Here is a 17,937-nt window from a genome sequence, read left to right as displayed (position 1 = left end):
ATAGAGTTAACAGATTTTTTGTATCAGTTCAATTGAATTGTTCTTCGGTGAATTAACGAGCGGGCTGACTTCATAAGCTTCCATTAACGCATGATCCAACGGTTTCAGTAATGGGTTGAGCTTAGTAGTGTCAGTAATGGAAGGATCAAGCCAATACTTTTCATCTTCTGGTTTTAATATCACAGGCATCCGGTCGTGAATGTCCTGCACTAGCTCATTAGGACTGGTGGTAATCACGGAGCATGAATAGACTGCTTTTCCATCAGGCGATTTCCAGTTCTCCCAAAGACCAGCCATCGCAAATAAATCATTTGATTTTAGTTTTATCCTCATTGGAATTTTGGTTTTACTATCAATTCTCTTCCATTCATAAAAACTATCTGCGACAATTAAGCAGCGTTTTTTCTGATAAGCATTTCGAAAGCTGGGCTTGTCTGTTAAAGTCTCGGCACGAGCATTAATCATTTTATAACCAATCGACATATCTTTTGCCCATGGCGGAATCAACCCCCAGCGTAAAAACCCCATCTTATTACGAGTGCCATCATGAATCACCGCCAACACCGACTGAGAAGGAGCCACATTATAACTCGGCAAATACTCCTCCTCCTGAAGAAAAAACTCAATATCAAACCGATCAATCAACTGATCAACCGTGGCAGTCAACGTAAACCGTCCGCACATTTACAATACCCCCTCTTGGTGCCTGTCACCATTTATACATTATATCATCATTTATACATTGATTTATACATTGATGCGGGCAGAGGATGTATAAAATGGAATTTTTAGGTGAATAATGGTTAAGGTTTTTTAGTTTAGAATATCAACGAGAAAGAGGTTACGTATGAGGATTTGGTTTAATAGGTGGTTTACGACGGTTACGCATTTTATGGAGATGATTCGTTCGAATGATGAGGGGCAGCGGTTTGAAATTTTTGGCACCCATTCAAATAAGGACGCTCTCTATTTGCAGTATTGTGATTATGCCTTTACAGAACCCGCCGTATCGGGTGAGGAATATATTGAGTTTTGCCTTGAGTTTTGTCGGAAGCATAAGATAGATATTTTTATCCCAAGGAAAGAAAATGTCCTCATTTCAAAAAGGCTGGCTGATTTTGAAAACATAGGTATTAAAGTGCTGGTATGTCCAGATTCCGAATTAATGGAGACACTGGACAATAAAGCAGCTGCCTATCACTCTATCCTGCAGAAGGAAGAGGATGGGGCAAAACTTGTTTCGATACCAGATTTTTACGTCGTCAATAATATTCATGATTTCAAATCAGCATATGAAAGTTTACGGGCAAAAGGACACAAAGTTTGTTTTAAACCCGTTGTCGGTGAAGGAGCCACTGGTTTCCGCGTTATTGAGGATGAGATAGAGAGTATTGACCAGCTTTTTAGAAGGGCTAGCAGCCGCAGACTCCCTTACCATTACGCATGTGAAATACTTAGCCAGCAAGAGGTTTTCCCTGATTTAATGGTGTTAGAGTATTTAGAAGGTCCGGAATATAGTATTGATTGTGTTTCATCGACAGAGAAGTTATATGCAGCAATTCCTAGGATGAAAGGGGAAGGAAGAATAAGAGAAATCATCAATCATCATGAGCTTATTCAGCTTGCCCATAGGTTTCACCAACACTATCAAATACCGTATCTCTTTAATATTCAGGTTAAATATAATCAGGGTGTCCCTAAGCTTCTTGAAATTAATCCGCGAATGAGCGGGGGAATGCATTTTAGCTGCTTAACTGGTCTTAACCTTCCATACCTGGGAATTAAACTCTTGCTGGGTGAAGAAATCGGCCAGCTAAAACCTAGATTTGGTATTCGAGCGAGTCATCTCGAGAAGGAAATGATACTGGATAAAGATCTTTTTGCATGACAGCAAATAACGCCTTGGGGGAGTCCTAAGGCGTTATTTGCTATGATCGTTATTTAGGATTTACTTGGATTTTTTCAGTCGTTTCTGGCACGCGCATTAAAACGGCGCCGCCTAGGATAAATAATATAACTAAGCTAAAGACGCCAGCATTTGTATTACCAGTGATTTGGGCGGTGAAACCGACTAAAGCTGGTCCAAGGATTGAGGCGAATTTATAAAAAATATTATAGAATCCAAAAAACTCATTTGCATTTTCCTTTGGTACCAGCTTAGCAAAATAAGACCGGCTGAGTGCCTGTATCCCGCCTTGGGAGGAACCAACAAGCATGGCTAAAATCCAGAAATCTAAGGTTGTTTTCATAAAATAAGCATAGATACAGATGATGATATAGATAAAAATACCAACTAATAACATTCTCTTTCCAGTAAATTTATCTGCAAGCTTTCCGTAAACAAGCGCAAAAGGAGCGGCAATCACTTGAGTGGCAAATAGAATGATTAACAGGTTTGTGGATGAAATACCGAGATCCGTTCCATACGCTGTAGACATGGTAATTATCGTATGGACCCCATCAATATAAAAGAAATAAGCAATTAGGAATAGAAATAAAGGACGGTAAGCCTTAATCCGTTTAAGTGTTTGGAGAACCTTTTTAAAGCTGGTAGAAACCGGATTTGCCACTCTCTCGACGTAATAAACCTGTTGAACATTTTTTAACATTGGAATCGTAAAGGTGCCCCACCAAATTGCTGTGATAGCAAAGGCTATTTGCGTTACGACGGTTACAGACAAGGGCAGTATCTCTTGCTGTGATAATAGAATAAGAGCAATGCCAATGATGAAAGGTATGGTACTTCCGATATAACCCATCGCAAACCCGCGAGCAGATATCTTATTCATTCTTTCTTCACTCGTAACATCCACCAGAAAGGCGTCATAAAATATATTGGCTCCTCCAAAACCAATGACGGTAATAACATAACAGATTAAGAGAATAAGCCATTGGCTGCTTGGGACAACGGCCAGCAGTGCAGTAAAAGCAATCCCCAGAATGACAAAAAAGGTAAATAATCTCTTTTTTAAGCCTCTAAAATCACCAATGGTTCCTAAAATCGGTGCACAAATGGATACAAGCAGAGTCCCAAAGGAATTCGCATACCCCAAATATGCAGTAGAGGTAGAACCAGCAAGACCTGCACCATTAGCAGCTGCTTTAAAATATAAAGGAAAAATAGCGGTTGTAATTAAGATGGAGTATGCAGAATTCGCCCAATCATAAAAAACCCAGCTCTTTTCTTGCTTCGTCAAACGACTCATAGAGCGTTCCTCCTATTTAGTTGTATAAGTTTCTAAATCCTTTCTGTCTTTTACATAAATATATGCGGAGCCATCACAACTTTTACAATAGGCCTTCCAATTATTTATCTTCCCTTTAGCATTGGTGAAAATAAGCACGTGTTGATATTAAGGTTTAGCGCGATTGCTAAGACGCTCCATGAAAACCTCCTAACAAATATCTTATATTCCAATTGTACAACAAATAAATAGCTATATTGTTAATTTTTTCTATAAATTTAATCAGTAAAATATATCTGTATTAATTTAGATGAAAGTAATTACCCTTACTCATTTACAATCAAAATTTTCTTTTTATAGTTAAGTGCCCTTACACTTTAGTACCTGATTGAATTTATTATAATAGGCGGTAAATAAGAGGTTTAAGATGAGACAAGCAGGCCAATGTCACGAGGCCGCCAAGTTAATAAATGAATCAAGCTGCAAGCTTATAAAGGAAGGAGGGAATATATGAATATTCAAAATTTAGAACAATGGATGAAAAACATTAAAGTGACAAATATGGTCAATGCAGATGTGGAAGTAGTGAATAACTCACCATTGGTGATGATGGGAAAAGGACGCCAAGGTGCAGTATTTCAATTAACGAATGACATCTGTGTGAAGGTATTTGGGAATACAGAGGATTGCGACCGCGAATATTATGCTTTATCCCTTGGGCAGCAGACCACATTATTTCCAAAGCTTTATGGAAAAGGGCCGCTCTATATTGTGATGGAAATTATCCAAGGTGTTGATTTACGGGAATATTTACAATCGCAGCCGCTAACAAAGGCACTTTCAGCGAAATTAATTGAAATGCTAATCACATTTAAAAAAATTGGATATGAGAGAATTGACCATCATAAACGTCAAATTTACCTCCAGCCAGATGGCAGTCTAAAGGTAATTGACGTAGCAAGAACCATTTGGCGTGATCGTGTCTATCCATACCCGCGTAAATTATTGACTTCTTTAGGGGAGGAAAATAAAGCAATCTTTTTGTCACATGTACAAGAAATGGCACCGGAGTTATATTCAGAATGGCTTCACTATATCCGAATGGAGGAAATATCAAGACAAATCACAGCGTTACTTCTTCCGCAGGAACCGGATAAGAATAAAATTAAAAATATAAGTAACACCTTGTTGACAACAGCAGATGAGAAAAACTATGTGACCAAGCTGCAAGGGTTGGTGCACAAGGTTTTCAAGGAAGAATGGGTGAAAGCCATGCTTGCAAGAGGCGTGGACCCGGAAGCAGTCATGGCCAAAATCGATGAGCATTGGGACCAGCTCGAACAAAATTTTGCTGAACGACACCCAGAAGGCGAGAGTTCCTATGGCGGGGTTAAACGCTTTGAAGGTGATCAACACTCTAAAGGTGATCGTGAATACCGCGAAGGAAAACGCTTCGAGGGAGATAGTGGCCGGCGCAGCAAAGGTGCTAAAGGCGGGAAGGGCGGCAGACATTTCGCAGGAGATCGATACGAGAACCGAGACCGCTATGATGAAAAGCGAGACAAAAAGAAAGATAAGAAGAAAGACAAGGATAAAAAAGGACGTTAAGCTGCTCTAAGGGTTGAATAAAGAGTCCTAACAAGGCTGAGGAGAGCCTGAATGAAAACGAGGGGAACCAGTATGAAAGTATTAATAATCTGGCGTCTGCTTACCGTAGGCGGGGTGAATGCCGGCTGGCGCAATCGCTCGATTTATTTTAAAAAGCATGGAATTGATACAGAGTTTTTGTATACAACCGATCACGGCGGGCTTCATATTATGGAAGATGTGGCCCCCGTTTATTTGACAAAGGATGAACAGGAGATTATCAAAATCATTCAAAACAACAACTATGACGCCATTATTGTCGTTGACACGGGTGCAGCTTTTAAATGGCTTAAGAAAGCAAACTATAAAGGACCCGTATTGGTAGAGGCTCGCACCCCGGAACTGATTAAGCTTAGGCCGCATTTAAAATCATTTAGAGGAATTGAGCCCGAAGCCATCATTGTTCCATCACACTATCAAAAACGATTAGTATCCATCCTAACGGACGAGATTCCGATACATGTCATTTACAATGGCATCGATACGTCCTTTTACCGTGCATTGCCGTGTGAAGAGATAAATTATGAAAGTGACCCGATCCTTCCGCATGGTAAAAAAATTATTGGATGGATTGGCAGATTGGACAAACGTAAAAACTGGCAAATGCTATTGGAAGTGGCAAAACTCATGAAAAGTCAGCGTGATGATATCGAGTTTTGGGTGGTTGGCGGTGCCCAAAGTGTACAGCGGGATGAATTCGCAGCAAAATGGCAGGAGGAGCAGCTCACAGACATAGTTAAGTGGTTTCCGGTGATACCTTATCAGCAAATGCCTCATGTTTACGCGAAAATTCGCCAATCAGGCGGCTGTACACTGGCAACAACTAAAACTGAATCGTTTGGAAATACCTTTATTGAATCGATGGTTAGCGGGGTACCTGTAGTTGCTTCGAAAATGATGCCAGTCACAGAACTAGTCGTCCACGGTGAACACGGGCTGCTTTTTCGTGGTCAAAACGTAGAGGATGCAGTGAAACAGCTATGTACTATTTTGGATGAACCCAGCCTTCATGAACAAATGTCAAAGGCAGCAATCAAACGCGTCCATGAAAAATTTGCGATAGAGGTTGTGGCAGAACAATATGTCCATCTTTTGAAAAAAATAGGCAGAATCGACTCCAAAGAGGTGAATGGAGAATGATTAAACCAGTCGCATACAAGAAAACATTAGAAGGAAAATCGAATGCTCACTTAATAACATTTAATGATGGCCTGGACTATGTCGTGAAATATTTCCAGCCTGGATTTGAAAAAACGCTGGCCAACGAATGGGTCGGCTATTGTCTTGCACGTTACCTAGGACTGCCAATACCTTTCGCACAATTAGTAGAAATCCCCCAGGAGTTTTCCTCACAATACCCTGAACTCTCTCAAATGACGCAAACACAGTTTCAGTTTGCAAGTCTTTACGTGCCAGACTGTTTTGATGGACATCAAGTGACCGAAGTTCCAGCCATTACAAACAAAGAAAATTTAGCAGGTATTATTTTATTTGATTACTGGCTGTGCAATCGTGATCGAACACGGAAAAATATCATTCTATGCGACGACACACCACACTCCTATCGTTTGTGGATCATCGATCATGCCGAAGTGTTCGCTTCCTATAACTGGACACTGCAGGATATGGAATCAATGCCAATCACGATCCTAAAAAGTGCAACCCATCAAATTATGGCCTGTTTTATCGAAAATGAGCAGGAGTTCAACGATCAGCTAGAAATCATTCAAACGCTCCCCATCCATTTAATAGAGGAAATTGTCGCTGTCATTCCAGAAGATTGGCAAGTTACGAGTGAAGAACGAAAAGCCATAGTCAGTACGTTGGTAACGCGGCGGAAAAGAATCCTAAGAAAATTGATGGAAAGGTTTATTAAACGAGTTTATCGGCCAATACAAGAACGTGAAGAATGACTCCCTTGGCTATATTGGTGAAGGGAGTTTTATTATAGTGGATGTCATTTAAATAAACGATATTAATAGGTTACTAACGTGACCGGAGGTTGTCCTCCTGCATATAAAGGATAAAGGGGAAAAGGAAAGGAGGCAGCATATGAAAATCCGTAAGGCTATTATTCCAGCAGCTGGCCTCGGTACTCGATTTTTGCCAGCAACAAAAGCACAGCCAAAAGAAATGCTGCCGATTGTTGATAAGCCAACCATTCAATATATCGTAGAAGAAGCCGTCGCTTCTGGTATTGAGGAGATTATCATCATCATCGGCAGAGGAAAAAGGTCCATTGAGGATCATTTCGATAAGTCGTATGAACTAGAGGATACACTTTTTAGAAAAAACAAACTTGATATGTTAGCAGATGTTCAAAAGATATCAAACTTAGTAAATATCGTTTATGTCCGCCAGAAAGAGCCGAAAGGGCTTGGACATGCTATTCTCTGCGCAAAAAGCGTCATTGGCAACGAACCATTCGCGGTTTTACTAGGGGATGATATTGTTATGTCAGATATTCCCTGCCTAAAGCAGGTCATAGATGTTTTTGAGTATTATAATAGTTCGGTTGTTGCTGTACAGACGGTATCAGACGAAGATGTCAGCAAATATGGAATTATTAAACCAAAAGGTACGATGATTGAGTCAGATTTATTTCATATTGACTCGTTAATAGAGAAACCCAGCATAGAAGAGGCACCTTCAAGATATGCGATTATGGGCCGTTACGTCCTCAGTCCGAAGATTTTTGAGATTTTGGAGAGAATTCCATTAGGCCGAGGAGACGAATTACAGCTGACCGATGCCATCAATGAACTGAATAAACATCAGGCCGTCTTTGCCTATAATTTTGACGGCAGCCGCTATGATATCGGAGATAAAATTGGTTTTATTAAGGCAACGATTGATTTCGCATTAAGCCGTGAGGATATTAGAGAATCAGTGTTAGCCTATTTGCAAGAAGTTACAAGGAAAGAAACCCTTCAAAATAGTATGAGAGAGATTGATTGATATGAAGATTGCTGTTTTAGGTACAGGCTATGTAGGGCTGTCAACAGGAGTTTGTTTATCACAAATCGGCCATCATGTCACATGCATCGATATTAATGAACAAAAGATTAACCAATTACATCAAGGGATTTCTCCAATTTACGAACCAGGTCTAGAAGATTTACTATCTGCGAATATGGGAGCAGGCCGGCTGCATTTTACCACCTCTTTAAGTGAGGCGTTAGCGGATGCAGAAATTATTGTGGTTGCCGTTGGAACGCCACAGGGTGATGACGGGGCAGCAGACCTTTCGTATTTGGTACAAGCTGCGAAAAATCTATCTGCCTATATTACGCGTGATACCATTGTTGTGATTAAGAGTACGGTGCCAGTCGGTACGAATGATTTTGTAAAAAAAATGATCGAAGACCAATGTGGGTTTCCGGTGAAAATGGTTTCGAATCCCGAGTTTCTCCGTCAGGGATCTGCCATTGAGGATACGATGAAGGCGGACCGGATTATTATTGGTTCGGAAAATGCAGAGGCTGCAGGGAAAATTAGGGACATGTATCAGCCATTAAATGTGCCTGTAATTTTCACAAGTACAAGAAGCGCCGAAATGATTAAATATGCATCCAATGCGTTTTTGGCTGCGAAGATTAGTTATATCAATGAAATAGCCAATTTGTGCGAAGCGGTCGGTGCTGATGTAACCGATGTTGCAAGAGGAATGGGGAAGGATAAAAGAATCGGCGAGGCATTTTTGAATGCCGGTATTGGCTACGGCGGCTCTTGTTTTCCAAAGGATGTCAAAGCCTTGCTCCATACTGCAGGATTGAATGGAGTAGAATTTCAGTTATTAAAAGAAACCATTGCTATCAATGAATATCAGCGAAAATTGTTGGTAACAAAGGCAGTAAAAAGGTTTGGAGGATTAAAAGGGAAGAAAATTGCAATGCTTGGACTAGCTTTTAAACCAGAAACGGATGATATGAGAGAAGCACCGTCTATTCCGATTTCAGAAGCACTAACCAAATTCGGGGCAGAAGTCGTTGCCTATGACCCCGTTGCCACTGAGAACGCAAGAAAAATTATTGGCGATAAAATTCGATATGCAGGATCCATTGATGAAGCGATTTTTGAAGCAGACGCCGTGTTCATTGTAACCGAGTGGAACGAGATCAAAGGATTGGATGTAGTGAAAATGGCAGAGAAAATGAAAGAACCTATCATCTTTGATGGCAGAAACTGTCTTTCAGAGGAGAAAATCCGAGCGTGCAGCTCAGTAGAATACTATCCAATCGGAAAACCACCCATTATCATCTAATCAGTGGCATGAACTTTTGCAGGAATGTTTCACTGCAAAAACCATGCCTTTGATTTTTTCATTAGCAGAAAACTTTGATACAATAAAAAAGGTATCAACCGAAAATACATAACACCATAGGAAGGTGTGAAAATATGGCTATTGAGCATGAGCAGTTAGAGCGGAGTGGTTTGACTCGTTATGTTTCTCCGAAAGGGGATTTTATCGGGTTTCGTGATGAGGAGCATTATAAGGAGAAATTGAAGGAGTGGGGGCTTTCTTCTGGGAAGGGGGCGAAGCGGGAGTTTTTGTTTAAGGAACGGAACTATCAGCGTGTGGTAACCATTAAGGGGTATGAAACGTATGGAAAGTCTGATGAGTTTAATACACTCGTGATTGAGTTCCAGGATGAGAATTTGTGCTGCATCCACCCGGCTTTTCTAAAGGAAATGCAGGCTTCAAGTTTTGGTAAGGAAAGTATGCTGCAGGTGGAGGAAAAGGATTTCAGTACAGCAGAACAGGCTGCAGAAACTCAAGCACAGGAAGAGAAACCAGAGCCAAAACTGGAAGCAAAAACTGAACCGAAAAAGCCTAAAGCTGCCAAACCGAAAAAAGAGAAAGAGCCAAAAATTGAACTGCCAGCAGATAAGGTTCATTTTACCGCAAGTGTTAAACAATTCGCCCTTACCTACAATCCATTTAATGAAGAAAATGATGAAGTGGTTGTACTGGAAAATGTGGTCATCGCCGAAGAACCACCGATAGAACTTGGACTAGCATGGTGCAGTCACAGCAAAACACTAAAGAAGTTTGAGCTGCAGCCAGGGGATATGCTGGAATTCGACGGGAAAGTGGCTAAGAAGAAACTTGCCAAAGGCAAAGACGTAGAAGAAGAATTCATCGTTGACGCCGCAGTACTTTATAAAGTCAACAATCCATCGAAAATTGTAAAAAGTTAATGTAAGGAACTCCTCACCATGTAAGTGGGGAGTTTCTTATTTTTACGTTTAGACAATTTTCATAACCTTTCCAAACGGTGCTTTCGGAACAAATTCAGTCGGTACAAGCCAATATACCTCATAAGGAACCTGCATGTCGTCCGGTAAAAAGCCAGTTAAGTCAGTAATATAGAAAACTGTTTCAATTTTCTCCTCTTCCGCCCATTCCAAGGCCAAGGTATAGGAAGCTTTACCGTGTGTGTGATAGTTGATTTCCGTTCCTTGTGTAATCGGATCCGTACTGCGGATTTTGAAATCAGCTTGAACAAGTGTGGTTTCTGGAGTTAGTTCTTTGAAAAAAGTTACAATGTTAGCGATGAGGTCAGTTTTTGTTTCCGTTGTTGAGGTATCTACGATTAAAGCAAGTTTTTTACCTTGGCGGTCCTGTATGATTTTAAGTAAATTTTTGTGCCATTTCATTCTTGAATTTCCCCTCTCGTCAATAGTCACAAAAATTATTATGCTCATAATGAACCTATGAATTCGATTTAAATTATTTCATTTCATGAATAAGAAATTAAAACGAATGATAGTTGTTTTGCTGTATAGGATGTATACTTTTATTATATTACTAGCACTATTTATAGATGGGGGAGAGCGTCATGGAAGGAAAATGGCTGATTGCGGATCGGGACTTAAATGAACGTGAAGGATTAAAATGGCTGTTAAAATCATCCTCTATTCCTGTAACAGGGATACTACTCGCCTCTAATTTTCACGATTTTATTGTAGCTTTTGAAAAAGAAACCCCTGATATCATCCTTTTAGAGCTCGATATGGTCAGCAGTGAGAATTGGTCTAGCTTCCGAGAATTAATGCAGATTTATCAGCCTATTCTGCTGTTAACGAGTGCAGAGGCTACCTTTGAAAAGGCCCGGATGGCGATTGATCTTCAAGCTTTGGAGCTGTTGATCAAACCGTTTTCTGCTACTAAGGTAAAATCTGCTTATCAAAAAGCAACGAAAGCACACGATAAAAAACATAATTCTAAAGAGAAACCGATTACTCAATTCCGAAGCAATTCAACTTATGAGTCACTGTTTATTTCCGATTCGGCAGTTTTAGAAGACTATATCATCGCCGCGCTCAAAGTGGAAAATAGTGAGAAAGTTGGAATGTTATATTCCTTCTTATCAAATTACCCTTTCAAGGAAATTCATGGTATTTTCCCTTTAAGCGATAGGGTTGTTCTTCTATTTAAGGAAACTTGTCAAAATAGTAAAGAGCAGTGCCAAAAGGCAATGAGAAAGTGGGAAGAAGAATTCTCTGATCCGCTTGCGATTGTGGTTAGGAGCGAAAAATCACCACACATAAGTCTCAATGAAAAGTTTATAGAAACGCAGAAAATGCTAGAGTTTACCTATTATCATGGTTATAGGCAAATTGTTGAGTTTGAGCATACGGCCGACTGGGTACATATCGATCCTTTTTTGGCTCCTCCAGAACAAAGGGCTTGGGTCGACATGCTGGCAAATCATGATATAGAAGCGATTAAAACATGGTTATACGATGAATTTCTGCAATTAGAGGATCCGTATCCAGATCCGGGATTGGTAAGAATTAGGCTTACGAGCATTCTCGCACAAATTAGACGATTCATGAAAACCTACGATTTAGATGAACAGCAAAGCTGTGAAAAAGAGTACCGAGATATTTTCCATTCGATTTTATATGATAGTGTACTCTATCGGTCCGTACAAAATCTAATCTTGTTTATTCAAAGGATATTTTTAGCAGCTGATTCCAGCCGGCAGATGGTTAAACAGGATCCAATTGAGCGGGGTATTTCCTATATTGAGTCTCATTTTTCAAACCATGAACTAAAGCTTGAGGATGTGGCTAAATACGTTGATAGGAATCCCTCCTATTTGAGTCATTTGCTCATTTCAAAAACAGGCAGAAGTTTTACAGAAATCCTGTCAGGTATAAGAATGAAAGAAGCGAAAAGGTACCTGCTTGAGACAAATAAACCGGTAAAGGAAATTTCCCACATCGTTGGTTATCATAATCCGAATTATTTTAGCAGAACATTTAAGGAATTCATCGGAGTTACGCCGAGAGAATTTCGGATGAGAAAGAGATAAGAAGATGAGATTCAGAGGGCTCTGAATCTTATTTTTTTCTAAAAAATTTAACGTTTTCTAAAAATAGTTTAGTTTTAGGCTAAAAATAAACGAGTTATACATATAAATAATGCTGCTTTTCTAGGGAATGATTTGTATTTTTCAGAAGATTTTATTTTTATAATGAAGGAGTGGAAAAAGTATTTAAGGGAGTGAGAATATTGGAAACAAACACGGCAAAATCAAGAGTGATTAAAAATTATAAAGGAACAGAACTACATGCAAAAGGATGGATTCAAGAGGCTGCACTTCGGATGCTGATGAACAATCTTGATCAAGAAGTAGCTGAGAGGCCAGAGGATTTAGTGGTTTATGGAGGAATCGGCAAGGCTGCACGTAACTGGGAAGCTTATGACGCGATTGTCAAATCACTGATTGAACTAGAAAATGATGAAACACTGTTAATTCAGTCTGGTAAGCCAGTTGCGGTTTTTAAATCACATAAGGACGCACCTCGAGTATTATTGGCAAACTCGAATTTAGTTCCGGCTTGGGCGAACTGGGAGCATTTCCACGAGTTAGATAAAAAGGGATTAATGATGTACGGACAAATGACAGCTGGCAGCTGGATTTATATTGGAACACAAGGAATTGTCCAAGGAACCTATGAAACTTTCGCGGAGCTTGCCCGTCAAGAATTCAGCGGGTCACTAAAGCATACGATTACATTAACTGCCGGTCTTGGAGGCATGGGTGGCGCGCAGCCTTTAGCTGTAACGATGAATGATGGTGTCTGCCTAGCGATTGATGTCGATGAAACAAGAATTGACCGCCGGATTGAAACCGCTTACCTCGATGTGAAAACTAGCGATTTAGAAGAGGCTATTAATCTAGCACAGGAAGCAAAGAAAGCCGGGAAGCCTCTCTCAATTGGTCTTATTGGAAACGCAGCTGAGCTGCTGCCGATTATGATTGAAAAAGGATTTAACCCGGATGTGTTAACCGACCAAACTTCTGCCCATGATCCGTTAAATGGTTATGTTCCTATAGGTTTTAGTTTAGAAGAGGCAGCCACTCTTAGAAAAGAAGATCCTTCTAAATATGTAAAACGATCAAAGCGAAGCATGGCAATCCACGTAAAGGCTATGCTGACCATGCAGCAAAAAGGTGCCATAACGTTTGATTATGGCAACAATATTCGTCAGGTGGCGAAGGATGAAGGGGTAGAAAATGCGTTTGATTTCCCAGGCTTCGTGCCAGCTTATATCCGACCATTATTCTGTGAAGGAAAAGGACCTTTCCGCTGGGCGGCATTGTCAGGGGATCCTGAGGATATTCGAAAAATTGATGAAGTCCTGCTTCGTGAATTTAAGGATGATGAGCACCTTTGTAAATGGGTGAGGATGGCACAGGAAAAAATCAGCTTCCAAGGACTTCCTGCTCGGATTTGCTGGCTTGGTTATGGAGATCGTGCCCGCTTAGGAAAAATCATTAATGATCTTGTGGCCTCTGGTGAGGTTTCTGCTCCGATTGTTATTGGCCGGGACCACTTAGATGCAGGCTCTGTAGCATCTCCTAACCGGGAAACAGAAGGAATGAAGGATGGAAGTGACGCAGTTTCTGACTGGCCAATCCTCAATGCGATGATCAATGCAGTCGGAGGTGCGAGCTGGGTGTCACTGCACCACGGAGGCGGTGTAGGAATGGGGTATTCTCAGCATTCCGGAATGGTCATTGTAGCAGATGGTACAAAGGAGGCGGAAGTTCGTTTACAACGAGTTTTAACAACTGACCCTGGTATGGGCGTTGTCCGTCATGCCGACGCAGGCTATGAACTAGCGATTAAGACAGCAAAGGAAAAAGGCATCAAAATGCCAATGCTGAAACAAGACTAAGAGGGTGATTAGGTGAGTAAGCCAATTTTTATAAGGAATGCTTCTCAGCTCGTTACTTTACTGGGGAGTTCACATGCTCCCCTTGTAAAGGAAGCGATGTCTGAGCTGGGAATCATTGAGAATGGCAGCATATGGATGGAGAACGGTGTCATTTGTGATATTGGAAAAGATCAGGTGCTTTTTGAAAAATATGGAGATCGACTGGGTGAAGCGGAGATTGTTGATGCAACTGGAAAGCTTGTAACACCAGGTCTTGTAGACCCTCATACCCACCTAGTTTTTGCAGGAAGCAGAGAAAATGAGTTTAATATGAGGCTGCAAGGTGCCTCCTACATGGAAATCATGAATAGCGGCGGCGGGATTCATGCAACAACTAGAAGAACAAAGTCAGCCTCTTATGAAGAGCTATTCGAAGAAAGCTTTGAACGCTTAAATCAATTCCTGCGTCACGGTGTGACTACGGTCGAAGCGAAAAGCGGCTATGGGATGGAGTGGGAAACTGAACTAAAACAGCTGGAAGTTACCAAATTGCTAAACGAAAAGCATGCCATTGATATAGTTCCTACCTTCATGGGCGCGCACGCCGTGCCAAAACAGTATAAAGAGAATCCTGACGCATTTGTTGATTTGTTGATTAATGAAATGATTCCAAAGGTAGCGGAGCTGGGATTGGCAGAATTCAATGATGTTTTTTGTGAGCATGGTGTTTTTACCCCAGAGCAATCAAGGCGAATTCTGGAGGCAGGTAAGAAATACGGGCTAAGACCGAAAATTCATGCGGATGAAATTGAACCGTATGAAGGAGCAGAGCTGGCTGCTGAGGTCGGAGCGATATCCGCTGATCATTTATTAAAGGCGTCTGAAAAAGGCATGAAAGCGATGGCTGAAAAAGGTGTGGTCGGAGTACTTCTGCCAGGGACGGCTTACTTCTTAATGGCTGAGTCCGCCAATGGCCGTAAAATGATTGACCTTGGGGTACCTGTTGCTTTGTCCACCGATTGTAATCCTGGGTCATCCCCAACGGTTTCATTGCCATTTATCATGAATTTAGGGTGTCTGAAAATGGGAATGACACCTGCAGAGGTTATTACCGCAGCAACGATTAATGCAGCACATGCGATTAATCGCGGTCGTGATATTGGCAGTTTAGAGGTTGGTAAGAAAGCCGACATTACAATTTTCAATGTGGATAATTATATGAAACTTCAATACTCCTATGGGGTGAATCATACGCATACCGTCGTGAAGTCGGGAAAGGTAGTTGTAAGGGGAGGTCAATTACTTGAAGAGCTTTCTCTATCCAAAAATTAATCCTTCGAGTTTTATGTGGCTGCGGTCAGATAATGGGGTAATGAGTAAGGTTCATGAATGGATACAGCCCATATCATCAGTAACTGATCCAGAAGAGGCTAAGAACGCCGAGGTGGTAATCCTCGGTGTTCCCTTATCACGGTCATCGATTAGTGCATCAGGTGCCTCTGAATTTCCCGAAGCCTTTAGACGTTCTTGGCGGAGTTTTACAGCCTATAATCTTGATGATGATATTGATTTGGCAGAAATGACTGCACTTGACGCCGGGGATGTTCCAATGCACGTCACGGATATTGCTAAGTGTCATGAAAACATTATTGAGGCCTCAGCCACTATTCATCATCATTTTCAAAACTCGAACGTGTGTGCAATTGGCGGAGACCACTCCATCACAGCGATGATGGTGAAGGGTATGAATCAGGCAAATCCTCTGGAAAAAATTGGCATACTGCAATTTGACACCCATTTTGATTTGCGGGATATGTCAGATAATGGACCTTCTAACGGAACACCAATGCGTAATTTAATCGAAAGCGGTGTGGTAGAAGGCAGTAATATGTACAACATTGGTCTGCATGGTTTTTTTAATACAAAGGATCTAAAACAGTACGCCGATGAAAAAGGAGTCAACTACTTTACCCTTCGTGCAGCTAGAAAGAAGGGAATAGAAGAAACCGTTCAGCAATGTTTAGAGGAGTTATCTTCAAAGGTTGATACCATTTATTTAACAGTAGATATGGATGTGTTAGACATTGCCTATGCTCCAGGGGTACCGGCATCAACACCGGGGGGCATGACAACAGAAGAACTGCTAGAAGGGGTACTAGCAGCAGGGCGGCACCCAAAAGTCAAAGCCATGGACATCGTCTGCCTTGATCCATTAAAAGACACACTCGTCCAGCCAACCGTTAAACTAGGAACACACGTATTCCTTACTTTCCTAACGGGAGTCATGCTTCGACAAAGTGATAGCGAATAGATAGCGGATGATAGCGGATAGATAGTTATGGTGACAGGCACCACAAAAAGACATTTCATCCAATTTGTCCACCTCAGGTGGACAAATTGGATGAAATTAGGAAGGTAAATTATACTAGGGGGATGGGTATGGGTATGGGTGCACCAAATCATAAGATAAAGGTAGAACCAAATGCTAAACAAATTTATTCTACTAGAAATATTCTGAAATTTTTGATTTATAGTTTAATAGGAAGTTTTATGTTTTTTATTCCTATTACCTTAAATAATGTTTCGTCAATTCCTATTGATCATATGGTAACGTGGATTAAACAAAGTTTCCCTTCTTACGTTTCTGTTTATGCTTTCATTGTTATTTTATTAGGGGCTGTTTATCCTTTTATTTCAAAAACATGGAATAAGGACAAGGTCACGATGGTCTTTTCTATCTTAAAGGTACTAGGATTTCTTGTTGCCATTCTAATATTTTTTAAGGTAGGACCTGCATGGTTGATGGCTCCAAATATGGGTCCATTCCTTTTTGAAAAGTTAGTTGTATCTGTAGGTCTAGTTGTTCCAATAGGTTCTTTATTTTTGGGGCTCCTTATCGGATACGGCTTACTAGAATTTATCGGGGTACTAATGCAGCCAATCATGAGACCGATATGGAAAACACCTGGACGTTCAGCTGTAGATTTGGTAGCTGATTTAGTAGGTGGTTACTCTCTTGGATTATTAATGACCAACCGCCTTTATAAAGAAGGAAAATACACGGCAAAGGAAGCGGCCATTATCGCAACAGGGTTTTCAACCGTTTCTGCAACATTTATGATTGTGGTAGCGAAAACTCTCGGTATTATGCATCTATGGGGTTTGTATTTTTGGGTCTCATTAGTGATCACGTATGTAGTTACCGCACTTACTGCAAGACTTTGGCCACTTAATAAAATGAGCGAAGTGTATATTTCGGATAAAGCAGACCCAGAAGTAGTGATTAAGGAAAAGTTTTTGCAGCATGCATGGAAACATGCAATGGAAGGTGCAAACAATTCCTTAAGTCTTGGGAAGAATTTATGGGAAAACCTACGCGATGGATTTATTATGACCATGGGTATTCTACCGTCCATTTTATCTGTCGGACTTATTGGTTTAGTTTTGGCTGAATATACACCTGTATTTGATATACTAGGCTATATTTTTTATCCATTTACTTGGGCTTTACAAATTCCAGAACCTTTCCTTGCAGCAAAAGCTTCTGCAGTTGGAATTGCTGAGATGTTCCTGCCTGCGCTACTCGTAGTGGATGCTCCTTTAATAACAAAGTTTATTATCGCAACGGTTGCCATTTCATCCATTCTATTCTTTTCGGCATCTATTCCTAGTATCCTTTCAACTGAAATACCGATAAGTATTCCACAGATAATCGTAATTTGGTTTGAACGGACAGTATTAACATTAATTTTAGTAACGCCAATTGCTTTCTTGTTCCTTTAATTGAAAGATTACCAGAGCCAAAAGAAAAAAACTGTTCCTTTTTGAACAGTTTTTTATGTGCGCTTGGCAGCGCATCGCTCTTATGGGTGAAAGTCCCTAACATGCCGTTGTGGCGGAAATGTATAGCTGACAGGTAGTGCGAGT

At 40.7% G+C, this 17,937-nt stretch carries 15 protein-coding genes; 12 read left to right on the top strand and 3 right to left on the bottom strand.

Translation table 11 applies throughout. The features are described 5' to 3' along the window. Positions 1 to 6: 6 nt before the first annotated feature. Positions 7 to 684, bottom strand: coding sequence for an SOS response-associated peptidase (locus ACIQAA_RS19500; RefSeq protein WP_402622494.1), 678 nt, complete (start codon positions 682 to 684; stop codon positions 7 to 9). 163 nt (positions 685 to 847) lie between these two features. Here ACIQAA_RS19500 and ACIQAA_RS19495 point away from each other — a divergent pair, with 163 nt between their 5' ends. Beyond that, positions 848 to 1,888 carry an ATP-grasp domain-containing protein gene (locus tag ACIQAA_RS19495; RefSeq protein ID WP_402622492.1) on the top strand — a complete coding sequence of 347 codons (1,041 nt, stop codon included), beginning with the start codon at positions 848 to 850 and terminating at the stop codon, positions 1,886 to 1,888. A 49-nt stretch (positions 1,889 to 1,937) separates the two neighbouring features. Here ACIQAA_RS19495 and ACIQAA_RS19490 read toward each other — a convergent pair whose 3' ends face one another. Then, positions 1,938 to 3,206: an MFS transporter gene (locus tag ACIQAA_RS19490; RefSeq protein WP_402622490.1), complete on the bottom strand. Its 1,269-nt coding sequence runs from the start codon at positions 3,204 to 3,206 to the stop codon at positions 1,938 to 1,940. 489 nt (positions 3,207 to 3,695) lie between these two features. Between ACIQAA_RS19490 and ACIQAA_RS19485 the strand changes: the two genes are divergently transcribed. The 6 genes from ACIQAA_RS19485 to ACIQAA_RS19460 all read left to right on the top strand — a co-directional run bounded on the left by ACIQAA_RS19485 (position 3,696) and on the right by ACIQAA_RS19460 (position 10,034). Beyond that, entirely contained in the window at positions 3,696 to 4,793 is a 1,098-nt protein-coding gene (locus tag ACIQAA_RS19485) for a hypothetical protein (protein WP_402622489.1), read from the top strand. Positions 4,794 to 4,865: 72 nt separating this feature from the next. Continuing rightward, on the top strand, positions 4,866 to 5,972 hold the full coding sequence (locus ACIQAA_RS19480) for a glycosyltransferase family 4 protein (protein ID WP_402622488.1): 1,107 nt from the start codon (positions 4,866 to 4,868) through the stop codon (positions 5,970 to 5,972). Then, positions 5,969 to 6,745 carry a HipA family kinase gene (locus ACIQAA_RS19475; RefSeq protein WP_402622487.1) on the top strand — a complete coding sequence of 259 codons (777 nt, stop codon included), beginning with the start codon at positions 5,969 to 5,971 and terminating at the stop codon, positions 6,743 to 6,745. The genes ACIQAA_RS19480 and ACIQAA_RS19475 overlap by 4 nt, the downstream gene beginning before the upstream one ends. A 139-nt stretch (positions 6,746 to 6,884) precedes the next feature. Then, positions 6,885 to 7,790: a UTP--glucose-1-phosphate uridylyltransferase GalU gene (gene galU, locus ACIQAA_RS19470; RefSeq protein ID WP_402622485.1), complete on the top strand. Its 906-nt coding sequence runs from the start codon at positions 6,885 to 6,887 to the stop codon at positions 7,788 to 7,790. 1 nt (position 7,791) lies between these two features. Continuing rightward, entirely contained in the window at positions 7,792 to 9,096 is a 1,305-nt protein-coding gene (locus ACIQAA_RS19465) for a UDP-glucose dehydrogenase family protein (RefSeq protein ID WP_402622484.1), read from the top strand. 134 nt (positions 9,097 to 9,230) lie between these two features. Continuing rightward, on the top strand, positions 9,231 to 10,034 hold the full coding sequence (locus tag ACIQAA_RS19460) for a hypothetical protein (RefSeq protein WP_402622482.1): 804 nt from the start codon (positions 9,231 to 9,233) through the stop codon (positions 10,032 to 10,034). Between the two features lie 48 nt (positions 10,035 to 10,082). On the opposite strand, the gene ACIQAA_RS19455 is transcribed toward ACIQAA_RS19460, so the two are convergent. Then, positions 10,083 to 10,493: a VWA-like domain-containing protein gene (locus ACIQAA_RS19455; protein WP_402622481.1), complete on the bottom strand. Its 411-nt coding sequence runs from the start codon at positions 10,491 to 10,493 to the stop codon at positions 10,083 to 10,085. 182 nt (positions 10,494 to 10,675) lie between these two features. Here ACIQAA_RS19455 and ACIQAA_RS19450 point away from each other — a divergent pair, with 182 nt between their 5' ends. The 5 genes from ACIQAA_RS19450 to ACIQAA_RS19430 all read left to right on the top strand — a co-directional run bounded on the left by ACIQAA_RS19450 (position 10,676) and on the right by ACIQAA_RS19430 (position 17,793). After that, positions 10,676 to 12,157: a helix-turn-helix domain-containing protein gene (locus ACIQAA_RS19450; RefSeq protein WP_402622479.1), complete on the top strand. Its 1,482-nt coding sequence runs from the start codon at positions 10,676 to 10,678 to the stop codon at positions 12,155 to 12,157. Positions 12,158 to 12,357: 200 nt separating this feature from the next. Next, positions 12,358 to 14,031 (top strand): urocanate hydratase, encoded by a 1,674-nt coding sequence (gene hutU, locus ACIQAA_RS19445; protein ID WP_402622477.1) that lies wholly within the window; start codon positions 12,358 to 12,360, stop codon positions 14,029 to 14,031. A gap of 12 nt (positions 14,032 to 14,043) precedes the next feature. Beyond that, positions 14,044 to 15,342, top strand: coding sequence for an imidazolonepropionase (gene hutI / locus ACIQAA_RS19440; RefSeq protein ID WP_402622476.1), 1,299 nt, complete (start codon positions 14,044 to 14,046; stop codon positions 15,340 to 15,342). After that, positions 15,314 to 16,321 carry an agmatinase family protein gene (locus tag ACIQAA_RS19435; RefSeq protein WP_402622474.1) on the top strand — a complete coding sequence of 336 codons (1,008 nt, stop codon included), beginning with the start codon at positions 15,314 to 15,316 and terminating at the stop codon, positions 16,319 to 16,321. Before hutI ends, ACIQAA_RS19435 begins: the two co-directional genes overlap by 29 nt. A gap of 128 nt (positions 16,322 to 16,449) precedes the next feature. Next, positions 16,450 to 17,793 (top strand): YjiH family protein, encoded by a 1,344-nt coding sequence (locus ACIQAA_RS19430; protein ID WP_402622472.1) that lies wholly within the window; start codon positions 16,450 to 16,452, stop codon positions 17,791 to 17,793. Positions 17,794 to 17,937: the final 144 nt, after the last annotated feature.

The organism is Neobacillus sp. NPDC093182 (assembly GCF_044754045.1).
This window is presented reverse-complemented; position numbering and strand designations above follow the sequence as displayed.